General features: G+C 61.6%; 17 protein-coding genes. 7 read left to right on the top strand and 10 right to left on the bottom strand.

Annotation, left to right across the window (positions count from 1 at the left end; all coding sequences use genetic code 11):
* Positions 1 to 135 precede the first annotated feature (135 nt).
* The 4 genes from B3397_RS04955 to B3397_RS04940 all read right to left on the bottom strand — a co-directional run bounded on the left by B3397_RS04955 (position 136) and on the right by B3397_RS04940 (position 5,166).
* Positions 136 to 1,575, bottom strand: coding sequence for an N-acyl-D-amino-acid deacylase family protein (locus B3397_RS04955; protein ID WP_296247811.1), 1,440 nt, complete (start codon positions 1,573 to 1,575; stop codon positions 136 to 138).
* Between the two features lie 356 nt (positions 1,576 to 1,931).
* A complete protein-coding gene (locus tag B3397_RS04950; RefSeq protein ID WP_296247810.1) occupies positions 1,932 to 3,347 on the bottom strand; it encodes a hypothetical protein in 1,416 nt (471 codons plus the stop codon).
* 137 nt (positions 3,348 to 3,484) lie between these two features.
* A complete protein-coding gene (locus B3397_RS04945; RefSeq protein ID WP_296247809.1) occupies positions 3,485 to 4,396 on the bottom strand; it encodes a LysR family transcriptional regulator in 912 nt (303 codons plus the stop codon).
* 176 nt (positions 4,397 to 4,572) lie between these two features.
* Positions 4,573 to 5,166: an NAD(P)H-dependent oxidoreductase gene (locus B3397_RS04940; protein WP_296247808.1), complete on the bottom strand. Its 594-nt coding sequence runs from the start codon at positions 5,164 to 5,166 to the stop codon at positions 4,573 to 4,575.
* A gap of 323 nt (positions 5,167 to 5,489) precedes the next feature.
* On the opposite strand from B3397_RS04940, the gene B3397_RS04935 reads away from it, so the two are divergent.
* From B3397_RS04935 to B3397_RS04920, 4 genes are all read left to right on the top strand, one after another.
* Positions 5,490 to 6,014, top strand: a complete 525-nt coding sequence (locus B3397_RS04935) for a fimbrial protein (protein ID WP_296247807.1) — start codon at positions 5,490 to 5,492, stop codon at positions 6,012 to 6,014.
* Positions 6,015 to 6,061: 47 nt separating this feature from the next.
* Complete coding sequence (locus B3397_RS04930; RefSeq protein ID WP_296247806.1) at positions 6,062 to 6,805, top strand: fimbrial biogenesis chaperone; 744 nt, start codon at positions 6,062 to 6,064, stop codon at positions 6,803 to 6,805.
* A gap of 115 nt (positions 6,806 to 6,920) precedes the next feature.
* A complete protein-coding gene (locus B3397_RS04925; RefSeq protein WP_296247805.1) occupies positions 6,921 to 9,482 on the top strand; it encodes a fimbria/pilus outer membrane usher protein in 2,562 nt (853 codons plus the stop codon).
* A gap of 52 nt (positions 9,483 to 9,534) precedes the next feature.
* Positions 9,535 to 10,479, top strand: a complete 945-nt coding sequence (locus tag B3397_RS04920) for a fimbrial protein (RefSeq protein ID WP_296247803.1) — start codon at positions 9,535 to 9,537, stop codon at positions 10,477 to 10,479.
* Positions 10,480 to 10,534: 55 nt separating this feature from the next.
* On the opposite strand, the gene B3397_RS04915 is transcribed toward B3397_RS04920, so the two are convergent.
* The 4 genes from B3397_RS04915 to B3397_RS04900 form a co-directional block, all read right to left on the bottom strand.
* Entirely contained in the window at positions 10,535 to 11,182 is a 648-nt protein-coding gene (locus B3397_RS04915; RefSeq protein WP_296247802.1) for a response regulator, read from the bottom strand.
* 28 nt (positions 11,183 to 11,210) lie between these two features.
* Positions 11,211 to 14,168 carry a response regulator gene (locus B3397_RS04910; RefSeq protein ID WP_296247800.1) on the bottom strand — a complete coding sequence of 986 codons (2,958 nt, stop codon included), beginning with the start codon at positions 14,166 to 14,168 and terminating at the stop codon, positions 11,211 to 11,213.
* Between the two features lie 82 nt (positions 14,169 to 14,250).
* Positions 14,251 to 15,459 carry an EAL domain-containing response regulator gene (locus tag B3397_RS04905; protein WP_296247798.1) on the bottom strand — a complete coding sequence of 403 codons (1,209 nt, stop codon included), beginning with the start codon at positions 15,457 to 15,459 and terminating at the stop codon, positions 14,251 to 14,253.
* Positions 15,456 to 18,275 carry a response regulator gene (locus B3397_RS04900; RefSeq protein ID WP_296247797.1) on the bottom strand — a complete coding sequence of 940 codons (2,820 nt, stop codon included), beginning with the start codon at positions 18,273 to 18,275 and terminating at the stop codon, positions 15,456 to 15,458. Before B3397_RS04900 ends, B3397_RS04905 begins: the two co-directional genes overlap by 4 nt.
* Positions 18,276 to 18,484: 209 nt before the next feature.
* On the opposite strand from B3397_RS04900, the gene B3397_RS04895 reads away from it, so the two are divergent.
* Both B3397_RS04895 and B3397_RS04890 read left to right on the top strand, forming a co-directional pair.
* Entirely contained in the window at positions 18,485 to 19,009 is a 525-nt protein-coding gene (locus B3397_RS04895; protein WP_296247796.1) for a hypothetical protein, read from the top strand.
* On the top strand, positions 19,006 to 19,446 hold the full coding sequence (locus B3397_RS04890) for a fimbrial protein (protein ID WP_296247795.1): 441 nt from the start codon (positions 19,006 to 19,008) through the stop codon (positions 19,444 to 19,446). The genes B3397_RS04895 and B3397_RS04890 overlap by 4 nt, the downstream gene beginning before the upstream one ends.
* Positions 19,447 to 19,516: 70 nt before the next feature.
* Here the strand turns inward: B3397_RS04890 and mmsB are convergent, their stop codons facing one another.
* Together mmsB and B3397_RS04880 are read right to left on the bottom strand one after the other, a co-directional pair.
* Positions 19,517 to 20,401 carry a 3-hydroxyisobutyrate dehydrogenase gene (gene mmsB, locus B3397_RS04885; protein ID WP_296247794.1) on the bottom strand — a complete coding sequence of 295 codons (885 nt, stop codon included), beginning with the start codon at positions 20,399 to 20,401 and terminating at the stop codon, positions 19,517 to 19,519.
* 10 nt (positions 20,402 to 20,411) lie between these two features.
* On the bottom strand, positions 20,412 to 21,938 hold the full coding sequence (locus B3397_RS04880; RefSeq protein ID WP_296247792.1) for a CoA-acylating methylmalonate-semialdehyde dehydrogenase: 1,527 nt from the start codon (positions 21,936 to 21,938) through the stop codon (positions 20,412 to 20,414).
* A gap of 98 nt (positions 21,939 to 22,036) precedes the next feature.
* On the opposite strand from B3397_RS04880, the gene B3397_RS04875 reads away from it, so the two are divergent.
* On the top strand, positions 22,037 to 22,972 hold the full coding sequence (locus tag B3397_RS04875) for a LysR family transcriptional regulator (protein ID WP_296247791.1): 936 nt from the start codon (positions 22,037 to 22,039) through the stop codon (positions 22,970 to 22,972).
* Positions 22,973 to 23,040: the final 68 nt, after the last annotated feature.

The raw sequence follows: 23,040 nt of genomic DNA, 5'->3' as shown, positions 1-23,040 counted from the left end.
CTGAGGGAGAGGGGGCTAAAGCAGATCCCCGACAGCCGCAACACCGCCATACAGTCCCCTCTCCCCCAGGGAGAGGGCTAGGGTGAGGGGACCATCCCCCACAAATCCCTACGCCGAACCACGCCCCCCACCCAACTATTCCCCCTCCCGCCGCAAAAACCGTCCAGCCCTGCGTCCGGTTGCCCCTCCCGCCACAAAACTACACACCCCATTCACCCAAACCCCTTCGATCCCTTGCGCCGCCTGCTGCGGCTCGCTGAAATCCGCCACATCCCGCACCCGCTCGGCATCGAACAACACCAGGTCCGCGCAATACCCCTCTTCGATCAGCCCGCGCCCCACCAGACCGAACCGTGCAGCACTCAGCCCGGTCATCTTGTGCACCGCCGTGTGCAGCGCAAACAACCCCACATCGCGGCTGTAATGCCCCAGTACCCGCGGGAACGCACCCCACAGCCGAGGATGGGGAAAGGGATCATCCGGCAAGCCGTCCGAGCCAATCATCGACAACGGATGAGCCAGAATGCGTCGCACGTCGCTCTCGTCCATGCCGTAGTACACCGCACCCGCAGGCTGCAACCGAGTGGCCGTTTCGATCAGCGACAGCCCCCATTGCTCGGCGATATCGATCAAGTCGCGCCCGCTCATGTCCGGGTGCGGGGTCGACCAGGTGATGGTAATGCGGTGCGCATCGGTGACCTGCTTGAGATCGAGCGTCGAAGAACTCGCTGCATAGGGATAGCAATCGCACCCCACCGGTTGCCCTTGTGCGGCCGTCTCCAGCGCCTGGATCAACTGCGGGCTGCGCCCCCAATTACCCGCGCTAGCACACTTGAGGTGGGAGATGATCAGCGGCGCTCGGGCATGGCGAGCAATCTGGAACGCTTCGTCCATGGCCTCCAGCACCGGTTCGAATTCGCTGCGCAGGTGGGTGGCGTACACCGCGCCACAACCCTGGAGTTCTTCGGCCAATTGCTGCACTTCATCGGTGGAGGCCGAGTAAGCGCTGGCATAGGCCAGCCCCGTGGACAGTCCCAGCGCACCGTCGGCCAGGCACTCCCGGAGCTGCTGGCGCATCGCGCTGATTTCCCCAGCAGTTGCCGTGCGGTAGAGGTCGTCCATGTGGTTGCTGCGAAGCGCGGTGTGGCCCACCAGAGCAGCAACGTTCAGGGCCGGCTGAGCAGCCTCGACCGCAGCGCGATAGTCGGCGAAGCGCGGGTAGATGAAATCCTTCGCCGTGCCGAGCAGGTTCATCGGATCGGGAGGGTCGCCACGCAAGCTCACCGGCGCGGCGCTGATGCCGCAGTTGCCCACCACCACCGTGGTCACGCCCTGGCTGAGCTTAGGCAGCATCTGCGGCCGGCGGATCACCGCGGTGTCATCATGGGTGTGTACGTCGATGAACCCCGGCGCCAGCACACGGCCATGGCCGTCGATGTCCTCGACGGCGGTATGGGCGCTGAGCTCGCCGATGCGCAGGATGCGTCCCTGACTGACCCCCACGTCGGCGACATAGCCCGGCCGGTCGTTGCCATCAATGATCTGCGCCTGGCGGATCAGTAGATCAAACTGCATGTTTGTCTCCAAGCAGGGACATGGATGTGGGCAGGGCTGGCCCCATCGCGGGTAGAACCCGCTCCCACAATAGCGCTACTGCGCCCATCCCCCCAGCCCCGCGATGGGGGCAGCACTCTCACCGAGGATGCAACCCTGAAACACGGTCCCCCCTGTGGGAGCGGGTTCTACCCGCGATGGCGGCATTACTCTCACCAAGGATGCAAACCTGAAACCCGATCCCTCTGTGGAAGCAGGTTCTACCCAATGGGTGCAGCACTCTCACCGAAGATGCAAACCTGAAATACGGTCCCCCCTGTGGGAGCGGGTTCTACCCGCGATGGGGCCGGCCGGAGCGCCCCAGAATCCAGCCTTGCCTACTCAGCCAGCTTCAACACCCGCCGGTCATAGAACGCGTCGTTCGGGTCCATTCCGGCGCGGAAGAAATAGCCATAATCCTCCAGGAAGTACACCGTCTCAACCCGCTGCAGGCTGTCGCCCTGATGGGCGCAACGCAGCTTCTTGGCTTGTCCGCTCAAGCTGCTGTTGATCTGCGAAGCCGGCACCTGCTGCTCTACCCGGCACTCATAAGCCTGACGTTCCTTGCCATATGCCCCCACCGCGGTGTTGCTCATCTTGCCTTCGGTGACATAGCCCAACACACTGCCCAGCGGCATCTTCTTCCAGTCGCCGCTGAAACTGATGCCGCTCAGCGACAAGGTGTCGACCATCGGTGCCGCACCGCTGTGCACGGTCTGGTGGGCCAGCTCGGTCAGGCCGCGAAAACTCACCGCCTGCCCCTCATAGGTATCCCCTTTGAAGCGCACCGCCAACTGGCCAGACACCTTGTCCTGGCTGAGAAAGATTTCCTCGGTGAATTCGGCACTTTTGCCATTGAGCGTGGCGGTGCCGGTTTCTACCAGATGCTTGAGGGTCTTGGCCGGGACCGGCAGGTTCAACTGCTTGACGGCCGACAGCGCCGGTGCCTGCACACTGGGCATGTTCACCGGCACCGCACCCTTGGCCCGAGGTTTGAACGCCGGTAACTGCGCCAGCGCTTCAGGCTTGCCACAGGCGGCGCCGAACACCCGCTGGTAGTCGCTATCGCTGCCTTTGACGGAATAGGTCTTGGGCTCGAAGAACACCCCGCCGTCGGTCACGACATTGCGCTCGTCCAGATCGTAGCCGGCCAACAGGCTGAAGGTCTGCGCTGTGCAGTCGACACTGTAGCGCTCGCGCTTTTGCGCGTAGGGGGCGTTATAAGGCTGGTCGTGGCCGATCAGAGGGGAGTCGAAGGCGGCCCAGAATTGCAACTTGCCGTCGGCGCTGTTCAAGCTGTTGCGGTCAATCATGACCCACTGCTCGTCGCCACTGCCTTGCAGCATCCGCCAGTCCGGCACTTGCGTGGCGGCGCATGCCCGCTGAAACGCCGGGTTGGCACTGAGGGCCGCTACCTGGCTGGCCGGGATGGGTCTGGCTGGCGTGTATTGCCCGTTGGGGCTGGAGAAATAGATGCGTTTGACGCCGTCCAGGTAGATCAGATTGGCGTTCGGGGTGGAACAGGAGGCATCGACCTGAAGCAGGAAGCCGAAAGGCGAGGTTTCGGTCTTGGGTTGCAACAGCATGAAACTCAGCCGATCACCGTTGCGCATGACACTCTGCGGCACGGGAGGCTGCGACATGGCCTCCTTGAACATGCCCTGAGCCTGTTCATTGCCCAGCCCGGAATCCGGGCCCTTGCTCGAACAACTGGCCAAGGTGGCGATGGCGATGAGCAATGCGATGCGCTTCATGATGAGCCCTGGGTATGCGGTGAAGGCATGGTAAGCGGCGGGGGGAAAGGGGTGCAAGGTGGGGGTTGGGTGGGTGTGGATGTGAATAGTTGGATTTGTGGTGGATGGTCCCCTCACCCCAGCCAGCCCCCAGCAGATCATTCAACCCCCTCACACACCGCATACGCCGCCAGCTTCTCCTGAATGAAATCGAGAAAACACTGGATCCTCAGCGCCAACTGGGAGTTGCGGTAGTACACCGCATGGATCGGCTGACGGTACCCGCTGTTAGCGTCCTCCAGCACCACCTGCAAGCGCCCATGGCGAATGTCATCATGGGTCATGAAATGCGAAAGACAGACGATCCCCTGCCCTTCCAGCGCCAGCTGGCGCAAGGTTTCGCCACTGGATGCGGAAATGCCTGGGCGGATCTGCAACCGGTCGCCGCCAGCATGACGCAGCGGCCAGTGATTGAGGCTGTCAGGCTGAGTGAAGCCAAGCAGGGTATGGCGATCCAGATCCTCGACGGTGTGCGGCGTACCCTCGCGTGCGAGGTAGGCGGGGCTCGCCATGATGTTCAGCGGCGTGCAGCCCAGTGAACGAGCGTGCAAGGTAGAGTCGGCCAGTATGCCGATGCGAATGGCAATGTCGGTGCTGTGCTCGATCAGATCGATGATCAAGTCATCGCTGTTGAGCTCCAGAATGATATCCGGGTAGCGCTGACGAAACTCGGCCACGTAGGGAACGATGGCGTGCAGCATGAACGGTGAAGCGGCGTTGATGCGCAAGCGTCCGGCGGGCGTCTGGTGGCGCAGCGAAAGACGCTCTTCCAGCTCGTCCATGCGCGCCAGAATGTCTTTGGCCTGCTCAAAGAAAAACCGGCCTTCTTCGGTCAGGTCCATGCGCCGCGTGGTGCGGTTGATCAGTGTGGTGTCCAGTTTGGCTTCCAGCTTGGACAGCGTGCGACTGACCGCCGAGGGCGTCTGTCCCACCTGTTCGGCGGCGGCGGAAATGGAGCCGCACTGGATCACCGAAACGAATATCTGCAACTCATCGGATCGTGACTTCAACGGGGGCCTCCTAGACTCGACGATCAACCCCGCCACATTACCACCGCCCATCAAACCTCCGTAGCAGCGGCGTAAGCCGCGTCACCCACCATGCGGAGCATCTGGCACTCCTGGGCAGCCAGGACCCGGCTTACGCCGGTGCTACGTTTGTCTGGCATGCTGACAAAGGGCGCGGCTTACGCCGGTGTTACGTCGAACACGTTGGCGAGGTGTTGCTGGTACCGCGCCACGTCGTTGTCGATGTTCGGCACTTTCATCACGTCGACGCTGAGGAAGGTCGGCAGAGCCGTCATGTCGAGAAATTCGTTGGCCTTGTGGAACGGGAAATACACCGCGTCCACGCCTTTGCCTTCGAAGAAATCGGCAGGATCGTCGAACGCCTGCTGCGGGGCGTTCCAGGTGGCGGCGATCATGTACTGCTTGCCCTTGAGCAAGCCCCCGCTGCCGTACTTCTGCGAGGCGTCGGAGCGGGTCCGGCCGTCGTTGGCATACAGGCTGCCGTGGCCTTCGGTGAAGACCTCATCGATGTACTTCTTCACCGTCCAGGGCGCGCCCATCCACCAGCCCGGCATCTGATAGATGATCACATCGGCCCACAGGTACTTCTGTACTTCCTCGGCAATGTCGTAACCGCCGTCGATGAAGGTTTCCTTCACATCGAAGCCGGAGTGATCCAGGAACGCAACCGCGGCGTCATGCAGGGTCTGGTTGTAGCGGCCGGCGGAGTGGGCGAACTGCTTGCCGCCGTTGAGCAGAAGGATCTTTTTCATGAAGGTAGCCTCGTAAGCTGCAATAGATTCTGATGGGCGCAGCTTAGGGCCGTCGGGCGCGACGAGTAAGCCTTGGGCACGCAAAATACCTTTGCTTGTCAGGTACGAATAGGCTGTTATTTTTGATTCATCGGATTATCACTCCCGCTCCCCTACCACATCCGCCTCAGGCATCCGCTGCATTTCGGCCACCCGAGTTTTTAAGAACTGTCTGATTCTGGCCGCGCCATCCGATTCCTATGATTGCCCACCTCAGAGGCCCGAGCACTGGCACAACGCCTGCTAGCGGTCGTTCTGAGGGTCCACATCACGGGAATTTGATAATGAAAAAAATCTTGATCGCACTCACCGCTACCGCAGCTTTCGGCGCCACCCTGAACGCCTCGGCAGCAGACGGCACCATCAACTTCAGCGGTGAAGTGAGCAATCAGACCTGCGCGATCGAAGGCAATACCACCGGCACAACCAGCAAGACCGTCACCATGCCGCGCGTTGCAGCGTCTTCGCTGTCATCGGTAGGCCAGACAGCGGGTCGTACCGAGTTCTCTCTGGCACTGACCAAATGCACCGGCGCTACCGCCCTGGTGCGTTTTGAACAAGGCGCTTCGGTCGATGCGGCCACCGGCAACCTGATCAACCAGACCGCCGACGGCTCCAACGCTCAGATCCAGATCCTCAATGCCAGCTTCGCGCCAGTCAACCTGCAGACCAACGCCGGATCGCTGTCCACGGCGATCTCCAGCGAAGCCTCGACCATGCAGTTCTACGCCCAGTACGTCGCAGCCACCGCCGCGGCTACGCCGGGAAAGATCACGTCCAACGTGCAGTTCTCCATGGACTACAACTGATCTTGATCGCTCGCAGCCTTGCTGCGAGCGCCTTTCGAGCCAAGCCTATGAAAACTTCGTTTATTGCACGCGCCGCCGGCGCCGTGTTCAGTGTGCTGCTATTGACCAACACCGCTCCAGCCATGGCCAACGTGGTGATCGCAGGGACTCGCCTGGTCTACCCTGCCAAGGAACGGGAAGTCACCATCAAGCTCGACAACGTGGGCAACGAGGCGGCGCTGATCCAGGCATGGGTGGACCGTGGCAACCCTGATTCACGCGCCGACCAGGCCGACGCACCGTTTTTGCTGATGCCCCCGGTGGTGCGCATTGCCGCCCAGCGTTCGCAGACCCTGCGCATGACCTACACCCATGACCCGCTGCCTCAGGATGTGGAGTCGGTGTTCTGGCTCAACGTACTGGACGTTCCCCCACTGCCGAAGAACGCCGACAGCAACTTCGTGCAGTTGGCCTACCGCTCCCGTATCAAGGTGTTCTTCCGTCCCGAGGGATTGAAGGGCTTTGCCGAGGACACACCCGCTGCGATCACCTGGAGCCTGGTGCCTAACGGCAAGGGCGTCGCGCTGCGTGGCAGCAACCCTACCGCGTTCAGCGCCTCGTATAACAAAACCGAGCTGGTGGTCGGTAACAAGACCTACACCAGCAAGGGCGGCATGATCGCGCCCCACGGCACCCACGATTTCCCCTTGCAGGGCCTGCAGAGCGTGCCCCAGGGCAATGCAACGGTCCGCTATGAATGGCTCAACGACTATGGCGCTGCCAAGTCGGTCGAGACTCGGCTCGCGCGCTGACGCCTTCGTCTTCACCCGAGCCACGCCCCACCCCCTCACCACGATAACGCCAGCCAGTCCGGTTGGGCTTTGGTCGCTTGCTGTCATGTAGCAGGCCTGTTCAGGACGCCTACTCATGTTTGAAATTACCCGCCTGCGTGCCCACTTCGCGGCATCGCGGCCCCATGCCTGCGGTTTGCTGCTGGCACTTGTCACACCCTGCGCGGCAGGGGCCGATGACGCTGAACACATCAACTTCAACCCGGCCTTCATGACCGACAGCCAGGGCCGCGCGCTGGACGTCTCGGCCTTCGAGAACGGCAACCCACTGACACCCGGTACCTACCGGGTCGATGTCTATCTCAACGGCAACTGGCAGGGGCGTGAACCCCTGATCATCGCCAAGGAACGAGCCAATGCACCGGCGCGCTTCTGTTTCAAGCTCGATGATCTGAAGCGCTGGGGCCTGAACATGGACGCCCTTCCCGACCAGAACAACTTGCAGTCGCTGCTGGCCGACGCCAACTGCGTGGAACCGTCACGGTTGGCGGCAGGCATTGGCGTGGACGTCGACATGAGCGAGCTGCGCGCCGATCTGACCATTGCCCAGGCGTACCTCAAGCGGGTGTCTCGCGGCTATGTCGATCCAAAGAGTTGGGACAGCGGCATCAACGCGGGCTTCGCCAACTACAACACCAATGTGTACCAGAGCGATACGCGCGGGCTGACCAGCACCCAGTCGTACGTGGGGCTCAACACCGGGGTCAACCTGGGTGACTGGCGGCTGCGACACAACGGCTCCTACAGCTACAGCAAATCGGCAAACGGCCCTTCACGCAGCGGCTACCAGTCCACCAGCAGCTATGTTCAGCACGATCTCACCGGCCTGAAATCGCAACTGACCCTGGGTGAGTACTACACCCCCGGCGAGCTGTTCGACAGCGTGCCGTTTCGCGGCGTCCAGATAGGCAGTGACGATCGCATGCTGCCCGACTCCATGCGCGGCTTCGCACCGCCGGTGCGGGGCGTGGCCGACACCAATGCCAAGGTGACCATTCGCCAGGGCGAAAGCATCCTCTACGAAACCACCGTGGCGCCGGGGCCGTTCGTCATCAACGACCTCTACAGCACCGGCTATTCGGGGGACCTGTCGGTTACCATCACCGAGGCCGATGGGCGCACTCGCTCCTTCGTGGTCCCGTTCGCCTCGGTCGCGCAACTGCTGCGCCCCGGCACCACTCGTTTCAACCTGACCGCCGGGCAATATCGCGACGATTACCTGAGCAGCAATCCGGACTTCATCCAAGGCACCTATCAGCGCGGTGTCTCGGATCGCTGGAGTGCCTATACCGGCAGCATCGTTGCCGAACGCTACCTGGCGGTACAGGCAGGTGCGGCCTGGAGCACGCCTCTAGGTGCCATGGCGCTGGACGTCACCGAGTCGCGCGCCAGCGACCTGGCCCCTACCCATGAAGGCATCGACACGACCCTGCGCGGCCGCAGTTATCGGCTCACCTACAGCAAGCTGCTGGACGCCACGCAGACCAACTTCACCGTGGCGGCGTATCGCTTTTCCAGCGAGGGCTACCTGAACTTCAGCGACTACGCACAACTGCAAAGCCGCGACAGCACGTCGCTGTTTCGTCAGCGCAGCCGCTTCCAGCTCAACATCAACCAGCCCCTGGGTGAGCGGCGCGGCACCGTGTACTTCACCGGTTCGGCGCAGAACTACTGGAACAGCGGCCAGCGCGGCAACGTCACCTACCAGGCCGGCTACAGCAACGGCTACAAGTGGGGCTCGCTGAACCTGAGCGCCAGCCGCACCCGTGACTACGACGGCGCGTTCCAGACCCAGTACATGGTCGGCGTGAACATTCCATTCGGCCGCACGCGGTCCAACTACATCAGCACCACCCTGCGTTACGACGACAACGGCAACAGCAACACCCAGCTCAACCTGGGCGGCAGCGCCGGAGAGCGCAATCAGCTGAGCTACAACCTTTACGGCTCGGCCGACAAGAACGACGGGCGAACCAACAGCAGCGGCGGCTCCTCGGTGCAATACCGCGCCCAGACCACGACCTTGAGTGCAGGGGTGAACGCCGGCAGCGGGTACCGACAAGCGAACCTGGGCGCCAGCGGCAGCCTGGTCGCGCATGCCGGTGGCGTGACGTTCAGCTCCGAGCAGGGCGAGACCATGGCACTGATCGAAGCCAAAGGTGCCAGCGGAGCCCGAGTCGACAATACCTCGAACGCGGTGGTCAACGACAAGGGCTATGCGCTGGTCGCAGGCCTGATGCCTTATCGCCAGAACGACATCTCCATCGACCCCAAGGGCACCTCCGATTCCGTAGAGCTGGAAACCACGTCGCAATCCATCGCTCCGCGCTTCGGTGCGATCAGCCTGGTGCAATACCCCACTATTTCCGGCACGCCGGTGCTGCTGCATGTCACGCGTGATGATGGCAAGAGCGTGCCCATGGGCGCCCAGGTCGAAGACGACCAGGGCAACTACCTGACCATGGTGGGTCAGGGTGGACGCCTGTTCATTCGCAGCAATCAGGATCATGGCGAGCTGGTGATTCGTTGGGGGAGCAAGGCGAATCAGAGCTGCCGCGCCCACTACACCGTTCCGGCCACCGCCGACGGTTCGGCAAGTGGCTACCGCGTGCTCAACAGCTCATGCGCGGTGCGTTGAACGCCCCCCTTATCGGCAGCCTTCGGGCTGCCTGACCCCAGAGATAATCAATATGAAGACTGTTGCAACAAAACGCATGGGCTTGGCGCCCTGGTTCTGCAGCCTCTTGTTGATGTGCTGTGGCAGCAATGCCTGGGCAGCAACATTTTGTTATTCCTACGGCGCAACCCTGGTCATGAACTTTACGGTTCCCAGCACCTTGACGATTCCCAAGAACGCACCGAACGGCACTGTCATCTACAACTCTCCACAGAAGTCACCTACCGGCGCACCGACTTTCAAGTGTGATGTACCGGGATCATGGGGTTATACCAACGCCCGCGGTTCGACAGCTAGCGATACAGACCCTAGCCCCATTGGCGACACCGGCCTAGGCTGGCGTCTGAGCTATGGAAAGACTTACGCGCCCGCTTACCCCGAGGGCTCGTTGAACGCAGCCTCGTACACCTTCGTCAACTCAGTAGGCTTTACCCTCTACAAGATAGGCGAGATAAAATCCGGAGCCATTGACTCAGGCCAGCTCGGAAACCTGGTTGGATTTGGCCTGAATATCATCCAGCTCAACCTTGCCAACTCCATCACCTTCACCGAAGTCAGCTGCCAGACCCCTTCGGTCAACATCGACCTGGGCAAGCAGTACAGCAGCAAATTCGGTGGAATAGGGTCCACGATCGGTCAGAAGGCGTTCAACATTGCCCTCAACGACTGTCCCAGCGGTTTGAGCAGCATCAGCTACAGGCTCGACCCGGTCAATCCGGCGTTTGACGCCAAACAGGGCGTTCTGGCACTGGATGCAGGCGGCGCTACAGGGGTGGGCATCCAGATAACCGACTCGAACAACGCGGTAGTCACGCTGGGCGAGGCGCATCGCTTCCTCGACACCAGCCCAAGCGGCAACTACCTCATTCCCTTGCAGGCTGCCTACTACAAGACCGCCGACAAGATAGAACCGGGCAAGGCCAACGCTGCGCTGCAATTCACCATCACCTATCAGTGATGAGACACCGCCCGGGATAAGCGCCTGACACCCATTGTTTCTGTGCTCTGGCGCCTTACTCGAACTGCTCGGCGCGGATGCAATAGGTCAACAAGGCCTGATCACTGTCCACTTCCAGCTTGCGCATCGCCGCCACCTTCTGGGCGCTGACGGTCTTGATGCTGCGGTTCAGTTGCCGAGCGATATCGCTGACGCTGGAGCCGGCCACGAACAGGCGCAGCACCTCCATTTCCTTCATCGACAGACTGGAAAAGCGTTCGTCCACCTGCTGGTTGTTGGCGCTGACCGATGTGGCCATGGGTTCAGGTGCTCTGTAGCTGCGGCGCGCACTGAGCGCGACCAGGGCTTTCTGAATTTCCTCGTGCAGGTAGTTTTTCTGAATCACGCCGGCAACGCCGAGCTCTTGCAGACGAGTCAGAATCAGACTATTGGAAACCATGGTCAACACCAGCACCTGGGTGTCGGGAAAGCGGCGCAGCACATACTCGATCAGCTTCAGCCCATCCCCATAGAGATCGTCCCCAGGCATGTTGTAATCGGTCACCAGTACGTCGGGCCGATGCTGCTCCAGCTGCGCAATCAGCTGACTGGGGCTGACCGCCTCGCCCACCACGGTGATGCCCGGGTTGCGCAGGATCATCTCGCGCACGCCCACCAGTACGATGGGGTGATCGTCAGCAATCACAACTTTCATTTCGCGCATCAATCGTGTTCCTTGCAAGGGTTGCCGATCATGTCCATGACCGGGTCGCCATGGCTGAAGCCACAGCGCGAAGACGTACCAACAACGCGTCGATACCTGCGCGGATGCGAACATCCAGCGGCCCTTCCTGCAAGGCCACCTCCCACTGCCCACATGTCCGGGCCAGCGCCGTGGCGCGTATGGTCGCCAGTCCGCCGCTCAGGCTGTGCAGGCGCCGTTGCACACGGGTAGCGTCGCCCGCGGCCAGGGCAGTTTCAATCTCCCCGATGTCTTCATGCAAGGTCCGCGTCAGCACATCACGCATGACCGGTGACAGCTCGATCCAACCTTCGAGGTCGGACACGCCGCCGACATGGGTATCGGAATCAGCATCGGCATCGGCATCGGCATCGACACGCCCGCCAACCCGATGCGCCAGCAGGGCCGCGCGCAGCATGTCCAGACTCAGCGGCTTGACCACCCACGCATTCATGCCCACCGCCAGGCACCGTTCGCCCTCTTCGCGCATGGCGTTGGCGGTCACGCCGATGATCGGCACCGTGACACCCATGCGGCGTAGCTCACAGGTCAATTCGTAGCCATTCATGCGCGGCATGTTGACATCGGTGATGACCAGATCGAAGGGCTTCGCCGCCCATACCTGCAGCGCTCGCTCACCATTCTCGGCGACTGTCGCATGGGCGCCGAGCGCCTGCAGCTGCTCTTGCAGAATGGCTTGATTGATCGGGTTGTCTTCCACCACCAGAATTCGTAGCGCGGCGCCTGGAAGCGGCGTGTCGAGTGGTTCATCGACCGGCTCGGGAGTCGCCTCGCCCGTGGCGATCGGCAACTGCAGCAGCAGAGAGAAACTGCTGCCCAGACCGGGCTCGCTGACCACCCGCATGTGCCCGCCCATCAGCTCGCTCAAACGGGCGCAGATAGACAGCCCCAGACCTGCCCCACCGGTTTGATCGCGCCCGGACACTTGATAGAAAGGCTTGAACAGATCGTCCAGCGCCTTGGAAGCGATGCCCACACCCGTATCGGATACCTGCCATTGCAGCGTCACGTGCTCAGCGGTGAGTTCGATCACCACCAGGCGCATCAGTACCCGTCCCGAGTCGGTGAACTTGATCGCGTTGCTCAACAGGTTGTGCACTATCTGCCGGATTCGCCCAGCATCTCCAGTCACGCGCGCAGGTACCTGCGGATCGATATCTTCCTGAAACTGCAAACCTTTGTTCTGCGCTGCCGCAGTGAACCCCTGAACGGCCTCGCGCACCAGGGTCTGCGGGCTGAACGACGAGACTTCAAGGGCCATTTGCCCCGACTCGATCTTCGACACATCGAGCACGTCGCTGATCAACTGGAACAGTACCGTCGATGAGCCTTGGATAACTTCCAGATACTGCCGCTGCCGACTGCTCAGCTCGGTCATGCCCAGCAATTCCAGATTGCCCAGCACGCCATACAAAGGCGTCCGAATCTCATGACTCATGGTGGCAAGGAACAGCGTTTTCGCCTCACTGGCTTCATCGGCGGAGCGACGTGCCTGCTCCATGGTCTGGGCGTCGTCGACGTGGCGGGTAATGTCATTGAAGCCGCACAGCAATACGTCCTCGCCCTGGTAGCGAGTGGCGACGAAGTACGCTTGCAGATGGCGTCCCTCGACTTCCAGCCAGACTTCCCCAGGCGCTGCCGCCCCCACCTCTCGGTCCAGCAGCTTGAGCAACTGGGCAGTGCCCTGCCATTCCCGCGCGCGCTGATTTTCCAGCAGCACCTGGTGATCGTCGCGACGCACCACACTGAGCCCCACCGGCGCGTTGTCCATCATCACCCGATTGAACGCCTCGCTTTCCTGCAAGCGTTGTTGCGCCTGCTGCGCAGGCTGCACGAACTCCAGGCGGTACCAGCGATTGATCCACCAACCCACCACCAGCGCCAGCAGCATGGTCAGCCCCAGACCGATCAATGGCCATTTCGCGTAACGCAGAAAGTCCTCGTAGCTGATGGCGTAGAGCGCGGTCCAGTGCGCGCCTCCCTGGGTGGCCATCTTGAAGCGCAGTCCCTGCCCACCGATGCTCAGGCCCATCGGCGCCTGCCGGTCATCACCCAGGCTGCCCAGCAGTACTTCGCCCTGGGGCGAAATCAAGGTGAACTGGTTGTACACCGGCCGCCGCAGCACTCGCTCGATCTCGTTGATCTGGCCCATGTCCAGCAACGCCACGAGGGTGGTCAGACCCTGCTCCCGGCCAGACGGCATCAAGTCGGCAGGCAGATCCACGCCAATCGTCGCAACCAGGGTCTTGGTGGTCGGATACAGTGCCGCTGGGGCGCGCAGCCAGCGGACCACGCCACTGCCGAGCAAAGCCCGCTGGGGTTGCAGCTGATCGCGCAGGCGTCCGGCCATGGTCAGGTACTGGGCTTGCTGCAATGCCAGGCGCTGGCGCACCCCGTCGATACCCGGTATGGCGATATCGAACTGTCCCGCCGGCGCGAAGACGAACAGCTGCGGCGAGGCATAATAAGAACCGGCCCAATAGGTGCTGTAGTAATCGGTCAGCTGGGTGGCCAGGGAAAATGCACCGTGCGTATCCACACGGCTTGCCTGCCGCCCATGGGACAGCGTGAACGCCAGCGACAGCGGCAAGCCGCGGCCCTGGAACAGACTCCGAGTGTCATCGCTACCCAGCGCTACGAGGCTGGCCGGTTGGACGTTGGGCAGCAGACTGCGATTGGTACGGTCATAGGCGCTGGCGATATTGCGCAGAAAAGTTTCGTGCTCATGGATATTCTCGATGACCCGGGCAAAGTGAAACTCGACCTTCTCCTGCTCCGCTTCTATCAGCCGGTGGATGGCCCAATAACTGGTGCTGGTCAGCAACAGCGTCAGCCCGGCCAGCAATAGCAGGCCTTTGTTCAACCGCTGGGAGCTGAGCGCCAGCGCGCCCAGACGCGAGCTTGCATGCTTCATCATCAATACCGTCGAAGCCTGGATGCCAGGCATGCCGCCAGGCCGTGGCTACGACCCGAAAAGCCTGAAAAGGGCGACCCTTGAGTGGGCTGTATGGACATCGGACTCGCTGCGGTCAGATTAGTGCTGGCGCCGGGCCATCCTCCACTAACAGAGACGCGAAGCGCCCGACCGCCACCGCAGGGGAAATCAGGAAGCCTTGAACCTGGGCGCAGCCCATACGTCGCAGCAACACCAGCTCGGCGTGCGTCTCGACCCCTTCGGCCACAACGGTCAGGCCCAGCTTGCGGCACAGCTCGATGATGCTTTGCAGCGCAGTGGCCAGATGCTCGCTGTCGGCGCAGCCATGAACCAGCGAGCGGTCGATCTTGAGCTCGCTGAAGGGTGTGGAGACCAGGTTGAAATACGAACTCAGCCCCTGTCCGAAATCATCCTGAGCCAGGCCAAAGCCCTTCATCCGCAGGCGACAGGCGCCCGCATAGTAGTCTCCCGGCAGCCGAGTGGTAGAGGTTTCCAGTAGCTCGAAGATGATCTGCTGCGGTCTGGCATCGCGCTCCAGAACATAGGCGTGCAGCCGATCGGCCAGATCATGCTGGTCGAGCAAATGGGTGGGCAGGTTGATCGACACCGGCACCTCATACCCCTGGCGGCGCCATTGCTGTTGAGCCTGCAAGGTATGGCGCAGGGTCAGCCACAGCAGTTGTTCCTCCAGACCGGATTGCTCGACGGTGCCCATGAAACTGCCCGGCATCAGCAGACCATGGCTGGGGTGCTGCCAGCGCGCCAAGGCTTCGGCGCCGACGATACGCCCGTTACACAGGCTTTTCTTGGGCTGGAACCAGGCCTGTATCTGCCCTTCGTGCAAGGCTGCGATCACGCTTTCGGGCGTCTGCAGTGGCAACCGGGAACGTTTGCCGGGCAAACCTTTGCCGCTGTCCAGGCAGGTGTTGTCCAGATGCTCACGCAAGCGCAGTACAGCCGGCGCCTGTACCGGCTTGGAAATCAGGCCGGCCACGTCCAGGCCCATGCTGCGCGCTGCCAACCCGGCGCCCACCAGCATCCGACGTGATGCCACGCTCATCAGTGCCAGTACCGGCGGGCGGGTCACGTCAGCCAATTGCTGAATCAGTTGCACACCATCCATGCCGGGCATCAGCAGGTCGCTGAGCAGCAAGTCATAGTGCTCGGTCGCCAGGCACTGCAACGCCGTCGGACCATCCCAGACCGCGTCCACTTCAAAGCCACCCACTTCGCTGAACAGGTTCACCAGATACTCATGCTGGAAGGGATGGTCTTCCACGATAAGCACCCGATAGACAGTCAAACCTTTCTCCGCTGATACGACTGCAAGGCTTGATGAAGGGCGCGCAGTGTCACCGGTTTGATCAGGCATTGGTCCATCCCTGCCGCCTGGCATCGATCGCCCTCTTCGCGCATGGCATTGGCGGTGGCGCCGATGATCGGTAAGGTCGCGTCGCGCTGGCGCAACTGGCTGGCCAGCTCATAACCGTTCATGCGCGGCATGTTGACGTCGGTCAGCACCAGGTCGAACTCGGCGGCATGCCAGAGCGCCAGGGCTTCCAGACCATCACAGGCCAGCACGACTTCACAGCCGAGCTCCTGCAACTGGTCTCTCAAAATCAGTTGATTGATCACGTTGTCCTCTACCACCAGCACGCGCAGATTGAGTACAAGCGCAGGCGGCGTCTGACCTGCACCCGAGCATTCCTTGCGTTGCTGCCCCTGGGCGCGGGACACGGCCTCCTTGAGTTCTTCCAGATTGTTCAGATTGGCTTGCCAGATCCCGGACATCGGCGCGTCGAGCGTCAGTTCCATGGGGCTGGCAATCACCCGTGGCCCCTGCCACAACGGCAGCAGGCATGGATGATCGGGCACCGTTTCCAGCTCCACCAGCACGGCACCGTTGGTGACTTCGCCGCGGGCCGGCCCGCCGACCTGGGCCCGAGCGCCCCAGCGCTGCAGCCAACCGCAGACGTTCTCGGCCAGATCCTGCATGCGTGAAACCACGTAGACCTTTTGTGCGATCAGGGGCGTCCCCGCACTGCGCGTCGACGGCTCCTGGACCTGTACCAGCGGCACATCGAAGGCAAAGCTGCTGCCCAGGCCCGGCTCGCTGACCACTCTCAGGTTGCCGTTCATCAAATGGATCAGGCGCTTGCAGATCGACAGGCCCAGCCCTGTACCGGCCACCACGTTGGCGTTACCGCTGGCCTGAAAGAACGCTTCGAACAGATACTTCTGATCATCGGCGCTGATGCCCTTGCCGGTGTCCACGATCTGCCAGCGCAGCAAGGCACGCTCATCGTCCCGGCTTTCCACGTGCACGCGCAGCACGATGCGTCCGCTGTCGGTGAATTTCAGCGCATTGCTGAGCAAGTTGTTGAGCACCTGACGCAAGCGGGTGACGTCGCCACAGAGCAAATCCGGTATCTGCGGATCGACGCTGCTGAACAGGCGCAGCCCTTTGCCCTGCGCGGCCCCTGAGTAGCCCTGGATAACCTCGCGCACCAGCTGCACGGGCGAGAACGTGCTGAGCTCCAGGGACAACTGACCCGCCTCGATCTTGGCCACATCGAGCACGTCGCAGATCAACTGCAGCAAGTTGGCGGACGAAGCCTCGATCGCTTGCAGGTAGTTATGCTGCTGGGCATTGAGATCGGTGCGCGCCAGCAACTCCAGCGTGCCCAGCACGCCATAGAGCGGTGTGCGAATCTCGTGGCTCATCGTGGCCAGGAACAGAGTCTTGGCTTCGTTGGCCGCATCGGCGGAGCGGCGCGCCTGATGGAGCGCCCGCTCGACCTGCTTGCGTGCACTGATGTCACTGAACGCACAGATCAGCACTTCTTCGCGCTGATACCGGGTGGGCGCAAAACTGAGGTACAGATGACGACCGTCGGCCAATTCGATCTCATCGCTGTTGTTGGCGTCGACCTGGTCGAAGGCGCGGTGTATCCAGCCGTGACACAGCTGCTCACGCTCGGCGCCCAGACCGAGCCATTGCTCCGCCAGGCGGTTTTGCAACACCAGTCGGCCATCGCTGCGACGCAGTACGCACAGCGCCACAGGGGCGATGCGGATCACCGCGCTGCTGAACGCCTCGCTTTCCACCAATGCATCGATCCGGTTGGCCGCTGGGATAATCAGGCGCCGATCGATGCGGTACACCAACCAGCCCATCAGGCCGCTCACGCCCAGGCAGACCATCAGACAGATCAGCAAGCGGCTGCCCAGGGCAGGCAGCAGCGAACGCAGATCCAGACTGTAGACGATCTGCCAATTCGAATACCCCAGCTGTTTTCTGATTGCCAGATGGTCGGGAAACCATTGCGTACCCGCCAGGCCAAACGCCGTCACGGCACCCGACAGATTCAACGCCAGGTGCGCGTCCTGACTGGACATGCTGGTGAAGATCAACTGGCCCTGGCTGTCGAGCAGCAGAAAATCTCCCGCCTCATCATGGCGTAGCGCATCCATCAGGTCCGGCCCTTCGACTTCCAGACCCAGCCAGCCCGAGGCCGGACTGCGCTCATCCAGACGGGTAAAAATGTACAGCGGCGAATCCGGCATGTCGTGATCAGTCAGCCATAACGACTCACCGGTCGCTTGCCCACTGCGGTCAAGCTCGCGCAGTCGCTGCAGTACATGGCCAGGCACCAACGCCGAGGCATCACCGACGCTGTAGAGACGGTCCACTTGCGCCTCCTCGCCCTGGCCTACGTACAACAGATTGACTCGGTTCTGCTGCAGATAAGCGAGCATGCGCCTGGTCAGCCACAGGCTCCAGGAACTGTCGCCGTTGCCCAGGCTGATATGGACTTCTTCACTGGGCACTTCATTGAAGTTGGCCAGGGGTTGCACCACGTTGCGCACGGTCGACAGACCCAGTGCCTTGAGCAGCGCCTGACGACTGACGAAGAAGCTTTGCGCATCGGAAACCGCAGCATTCATGTAGCTACGGCGCAAACTGACCTCTTCGTTGAAGGCCGCGCGCAGATAGCCGTAGGCGCCCATGAGCGTGCCGAGCACCAGCGCGGCGGCGAACAACTGCAGAAGCTTGCGCGCAGCTTTGGGGGTAGAGAAGGTCGAGTCCAGGGGCTGGAGAAAGTGCTTGAGTTTCATTGAGTGCAAACTACGCACCCACTGCCATCAAACCCATCAGACGATTCTTAAAACCGCTTTTTCAGCGGCTATACACCGCAGATCATCAGGAGCTGCGCAGCCATCAGCCGCTCGCTTCCCAGCTTTAAGAAACCTCTGATTTCAGCGCCACAACCCCATCCCTATGATTGCGCGTCCAAACGGCATGAGCATGGGCTTGAAGCGCCGGCGTGGCGAGTATCAAGACCGTTGATATTGGAAGGGTTATGTTCAAAGTGAGAAATCTTGCGTCCGCACTGGGCGGGCTTACACTTGCGATCACCGCAAACAGCGCGTGGGCCGCCTGCAATATCCATGGATCTTCAGGAACGCTGACGATTACCGTTCCAAAAACACTCATCATTCCCAAGAACACACCTGTTGGCACAGTGCTCTACAGTTCGGCAAAGACTCGAACCACCGACAGTCCTGCATTCACCTGTATCTCAGGGGGCAGCTTTCAATTCACCAATGGCCGTGGGGATACCGCCACCGGTAGTAAACCAAGCCCGCTAGGCGATACCGGTATTGGTGTGCGTCTCAATATGAATGACGGCTTTACCCCAAACCCCGGCATATTGTCGCCCAATGTCCGCTACAGCTTCGCGCAGTCAAACATTGGGATAACGCTGTATAAGACGGGTGAAATCAAAGGCAGCACCCTTGATACCGGGAAACTGGGCGCGCTGACGGTGGATAGGGACGAGTTGTCGTGATCAGTCTGTCCAATGCGGTCAACTTCACTGAAAGCAGCTGCCAGACCCCCTCGATCAACGTAGACCTGGGCAAGCAGTACACAAGCAAGTTCGGTGGCATTGGTACCACCATTGGCAAAAAGGCATTCAGCATTGCACTCAACGATTGCCCCGCCGGTTTGAGCGGCATCAGCTACCAGCTCGACCCGGTCAATCCGGCATTCGATGCGAAACAAGGCATCCTTGCTCTGGACGAGGGCGGCGCCAGCGGCGTGGGTATTCAGATCACCGATCAGAACAATGCAGTCGTCACCTTGGGCGAAGCCCATCGTTTTCTCAAAACCGAGCCAACTGGCAATTACGCCATTGCCTTGCAGGCGGCCTACTACAAGACCGCGGACCAGATAGAACCAGGCAAGGCCAATGCATCCATGCAGTTCACCATCACTTATCAGTAGTTGCTGACGGCCACGGCTTCACACCGTGGCCGATAGCGTGTGGTCCGGAGTCACAGGCCCAGCCCCCCATTCATCGAGGCTGATAGGCCTTGATAATGGCAGAGAAATCCAGCCCGCCGTCCCCTCGCAAGCTCATCGCCTGGTACAGCTGTTGCGCCAGCGCACCCATGATCACCGGCTGGCGGACCTGCTTGGCAGCCTCGGTGGCCAGTCCCAGATCCTTGAGCATCAATTCAGCGCCAAAGCCGCCGCTGTACCCCCGCGCCGCCGGCGCCGTCTCGATGACTCCAGGCCAAGGGTTATAGGTATCCGAACTCCAGCAGCGGCCCGTGGAGCTGTTGATGATCCCGGCCAACACCTGGGTATCGATGCCCAGTGCATTGCCCAAGGCCATGGCTTCGGACACCCCGATCATGGAAATCCCCAGCAGCAGGTTGTTGCAGATCTTGGCGATCTGCCCGGTGCCGACCTCGCCGCAGTGCACAATGTTGCGGCCCATCTGCGCCAGCACCGGCTGCAACTGGCCAAACAGGTCTGCCGAGGCGCCGACCATGAAGGTCAGCGTGCCAGCCTGGGCCCCGCCCGTGCCACCTGACACCGGCGCATCACCCAGATCGACACCCTGGGCCGCCGCGGCCGCGCAGATGTCCCGTGCCGTCTGCGGATCGATGGTGCTGCAGTCCACTGCCGGTGTGCCTTGGCGAATGCCGGCCAGCACGCCGTCTTCACTCAGATAGACACTGCGCACATGAGTCGCCGCGGGCAACATGGTGATCACCAGATCCCCTTGCGCTGCGGCATCCTTGGGCGAAGCGCTGATGTTGCCGCCCAGTTCCGCCAGCTCCGCCAGCACGGTCTGGTTGAGGTCGAACAGATGCAGGGTGTGGCCGGACTTGAGCAGGTTGCGGGCCATGGGTGCACCCATGTTGCCCAGGCCGATGAAAGCGATGTTCATGGCAGCTCTCCTACTTCAGGGTGATGGTGGTGTTGACGCCATCGTTGACGCTGTCGTCATCGAACCAGCGTGCCGTCACCGTCTTGGTCTGGGTATAGAACTGCACCACCTGCTTGCCATAGGGCCCCAGGTCGCCGAGTTTGGAGCCACGCGAACCGGTGAAGCTGAAGAACGGAACAGGAACCGGGATGGGAATGTTGATGCCGACCTGACCGACGTCGATCTCGCTCTGAAACTTGCGCGCCGCCGCGCCGCTCTGGGTGAACAGGCCTACGCCGTTACCGAACGGGTTGCCGTTGACCAGGGCAATGGCCTCATCCAGTGTGTCCACCTCAAGGGTGACCAGCACCGGGCCGAAAATCTCCTGGGTGTAGATCTGCATGTCGGTGGTCACGCCACTGAACAGGGTCGGACCGACGAAGTTGCCTTGCTCATAGCCCGGCACCTGCACGCCTCGGCCGTCCAGTTCCAGGGTCGCGCCCTGCTGCACGCCACTGTCGATCAAGCCGATCACGCGCTCCAGCGCGCGTTTGGAGATCACCGGGCCTACGTCCGTGCCCGGCTCGCTGCCAGCGTTGACGGTGAGCTTCTGCGCCAGGGCCTTGAGGTCCGGGATCCACTCGCGCGACTTGCCCACCAGCACCGCTACCGAGGTGGCCATGCAACGCTGCCCGGCGGCACCGAATGCAGCCCCCACCAGCGCATTGAGGGTCTGCTCGCGGTTGGCGTCCGGCAGCACCACGGCGTGGTTCTTCGCGCCCATCATCGCCTGCACGCGCTTGCCGTGCTTGCCGGCGAGGTCGTACACATGGGTGCCCACCGCGGTGGAGCCGACGAAAGACACTGCCTTGATGTCAGCATGAGTACACAGCGCGTCCACCACCTCCTTGCCGCCATGCACCACGTTCAGCACGCCCGGTGGAACGCCTGCTTCCAGCGCCAGCTCCACCAGTTGCACCGTGGACAGCGGGTCCTGCTCGGAGGGTTTGAGCACGAAGGTGTTGCCACAGACGATGGCCATGGGAAACATCCACAGCGGAATCATCGCCGGGAAATTGAACGGGGTGATGCCCGCGCACACACCGATGGGCTGGCGCAGGGTGTAGGTATCGACGCCGCCGGCAACGTTCTCGGCAAACTCGCCCATCTGCAGACTGCCGATGGAACAAGCGTGCTCCACCACTTCCAGGCCGCGGAAGATATCCCCCTCGGCATCGGCGATGGTCTTGCCCTGTTCGGCACTGAGGGTCTGGGCGATGCGTTTGGAGTGTTCGCGAATCAACGCCTGCAACTTGAGCATGATGCGCATGCGCGCGCCGATAGGGGTCAGGCGCCAGGTCTTGAAGGCGCGCTGAGCGGCCGCCACGGCGGCATCCACTTCATCGGTGGTGGCGAAGGGCACACGGGCGAGTACTTGTTGGGTGGCGGGATTGACGATGTCGCGCCATTCGCGGGTGGTTGAAGCGACCCACTGACCATCGATCAGCAGTTTTACATCGTCGACCTTGCTGGCATTCGGTTGAACGGACACGTTCATGATGACCTCCGCGTATTTATTGTTGTGGCGAGACGGTTCTGCAGTGAGTATAGAAGCTGCAAACATCTAACAAGAACCCATATAAAAGCCGGTCCAACATGCAAAAAGACCTCAGCAGCCTGAACTGGGACGACCTCAAGTTCTTTCTCGAAGTGGCACGCACGCGCAAAGCCAGCAGCGCAGCCAAGCGCCTGGGGGTCGACTACACCACGGTGTCTCGACGCATCGGTTCGCTGGAAAGCTCGCTGGGTACCCTGCTGTTCGAAAAATCCCGCACCACCGGCTTCGTACTGACTGCCGAAGGTCAACGCCTGCTGGCCTCGGCCGAGTCCATCGAAAGCACCTTGCACATGGCCTGCGAGCAGGTCTCGGGGTCGGGCGTGGCGCTGTCCGGGCACATCCGCATGGGTTGCACCGAAGGTTTCGGCAGTTTCTTCATCACCCCGCAGCTGAGCCATTTCGTCGATGCCTATCCAGCCATCTCGGTAGATATCCTGCCGCTGCCCCACTTCATCAGCCTGTCCAAGCGTGAAGCCGATATCGTCATTGCCCTGGAGCGGCCCGAACATGGGCCCTATGTCCGCTGCAAACTCTGCGACTACCGCCTGCGCCTGTACGCCACCCAGGATTATCTGGACCGCCATGGCGCGATCGACAGCAGCGCACAGCTGGGCAAACATCGCTTCATCAGCTACGTCGACGACCTGGCGTTCAGTTCCGAACTGCTGTACCTGGCCAAGCTGTTGCCTGGCGCCAGCGCGGGACTGCGCAGCACCAGCGTGATCGCTCAGTACACGGCGGCGCTGCAAGGGCATGGGCTGGCGATTCTGCCGTGCTTCCTGGCCGCGCAGGACCCACGGCTGCTGGCGGTATTGCCGGATGAAGTACAGATCACCCGGCAGTTCTGGATGTACTGCCGCGAGGACCTGCGCAAGTTGAAGCGGATTACCCTGTTGTGGGATTACATTCGCGAAGTGACCGAGCTCAACGCGCCGCTGTTGCTGGGAAACACGGCGGACACGCGATTCGTCTAGCGACCACAGTGCGCGTGGGCCAGCCTTGAATCTTGCAACCCGCTGATTCATGACCCGTTATGTACCTT

The organism is Pseudomonas sp. UBA4194, assembly GCF_002379585.1.
Classification (GTDB): Bacteria; Pseudomonadota; Gammaproteobacteria; order Pseudomonadales; family Pseudomonadaceae; genus Aquipseudomonas.
The sequence above is the reverse complement of the archived record's forward strand: the minus strand, read 5'-3'. Positions and strand labels throughout refer to the sequence as shown.

Excerpts from the sequence above, each read along its gene's own strand:
- B3397_RS04955 (WP_296247811.1), bottom strand. The coding sequence starts at position 1,575 with ATGCAGTTTGATCTACTGATCCGCCAGGCGCAGATCATTGATGGCAAC.
- B3397_RS04950 (WP_296247810.1), bottom strand. The coding sequence starts at position 3,347 with ATGAAGCGCATCGCATTGCTCATCGCCATCGCCACCTTGGCCAGTTGT.
- B3397_RS04940 (WP_296247808.1), bottom strand. The coding sequence starts at position 5,166 with ATGAAAAAGATCCTTCTGCTCAACGGCGGCAAGCAGTTCGCCCACTCC.
- B3397_RS04935 (WP_296247807.1), top strand. The coding sequence starts at position 5,490 with ATGAAAAAAATCTTGATCGCACTCACCGCTACCGCAGCTTTCGGCGCC.
- B3397_RS04930 (WP_296247806.1), top strand. The coding sequence starts at position 6,062 with ATGAAAACTTCGTTTATTGCACGCGCCGCCGGCGCCGTGTTCAGTGTG.
- B3397_RS04925 (WP_296247805.1), top strand. The coding sequence starts at position 6,921 with ATGTTTGAAATTACCCGCCTGCGTGCCCACTTCGCGGCATCGCGGCCC.
- B3397_RS04920 (WP_296247803.1), top strand. The coding sequence starts at position 9,535 with ATGAAGACTGTTGCAACAAAACGCATGGGCTTGGCGCCCTGGTTCTGC.
- B3397_RS04915 (WP_296247802.1), bottom strand. The coding sequence starts at position 11,182 with ATGCGCGAAATGAAAGTTGTGATTGCTGACGATCACCCCATCGTACTG.
- B3397_RS04910 (WP_296247800.1), bottom strand. The coding sequence starts at position 14,168 with ATGCCTGGCATCCAGGCTTCGACGGTATTGATGATGAAGCATGCAAGC.
- B3397_RS04900 (WP_296247797.1), bottom strand. The coding sequence starts at position 18,275 with ATGAAACTCAAGCACTTTCTCCAGCCCCTGGACTCGACCTTCTCTACC.
- mmsB (WP_296247794.1), bottom strand. The coding sequence starts at position 20,401 with ATGAACATCGCTTTCATCGGCCTGGGCAACATGGGTGCACCCATGGCC.
- B3397_RS04880 (WP_296247792.1), bottom strand. The coding sequence starts at position 21,938 with ATGAACGTGTCCGTTCAACCGAATGCCAGCAAGGTCGACGATGTAAAA.
- B3397_RS04875 (WP_296247791.1), top strand. The coding sequence starts at position 22,037 with ATGCAAAAAGACCTCAGCAGCCTGAACTGGGACGACCTCAAGTTCTTT.